This is a genomic window from Xanthomonas albilineans (assembly GCF_002939705.1).
Taxonomy (GTDB): Bacteria; Pseudomonadota; Gammaproteobacteria; order Xanthomonadales; family Xanthomonadaceae; genus Xanthomonas_A; species Xanthomonas_A albilineans.
In genome coordinates, this window is the sequence record NZ_MDCB01000138.1 from 1 (window position 1) to 269 (window position 269).

Below are 269 nucleotides of genomic sequence, written 5' to 3' on the forward strand. Positions count from 1 at the left end.
CACCTCACCCTGCACCACCGCGATGGCCGAGGGATCACGTACCACCTGCGCCTCGAACAACTCGTGCACACAGGCATCGCGCGGATAATCCGCTGCCGTCGCATTCCACTCCGTCAACACCTGATGCCGCTCGGCATCCGGCAAAACGTCGAGCGCGCGTACCGCCGTCTCCGGCACATCGGCAAGCGCATCGGCCAGCTCTTCCAACGCCTTCACCAGGAATGCGCATATCCGCTCCGGAACCAGTGGCCGCTGCGACTGCACCGTCA

General features: G+C 64.7%; 1 protein-coding gene. It reads right to left on the reverse strand.

Annotated features, from left to right (window positions below; genetic code table 11):
• Positions 1–269, reverse strand: a 269-nt coding sequence (locus XalbCFBP2523_RS16735) for a hypothetical protein (protein WP_158250811.1), incomplete at both ends; no start/stop codon positions are given.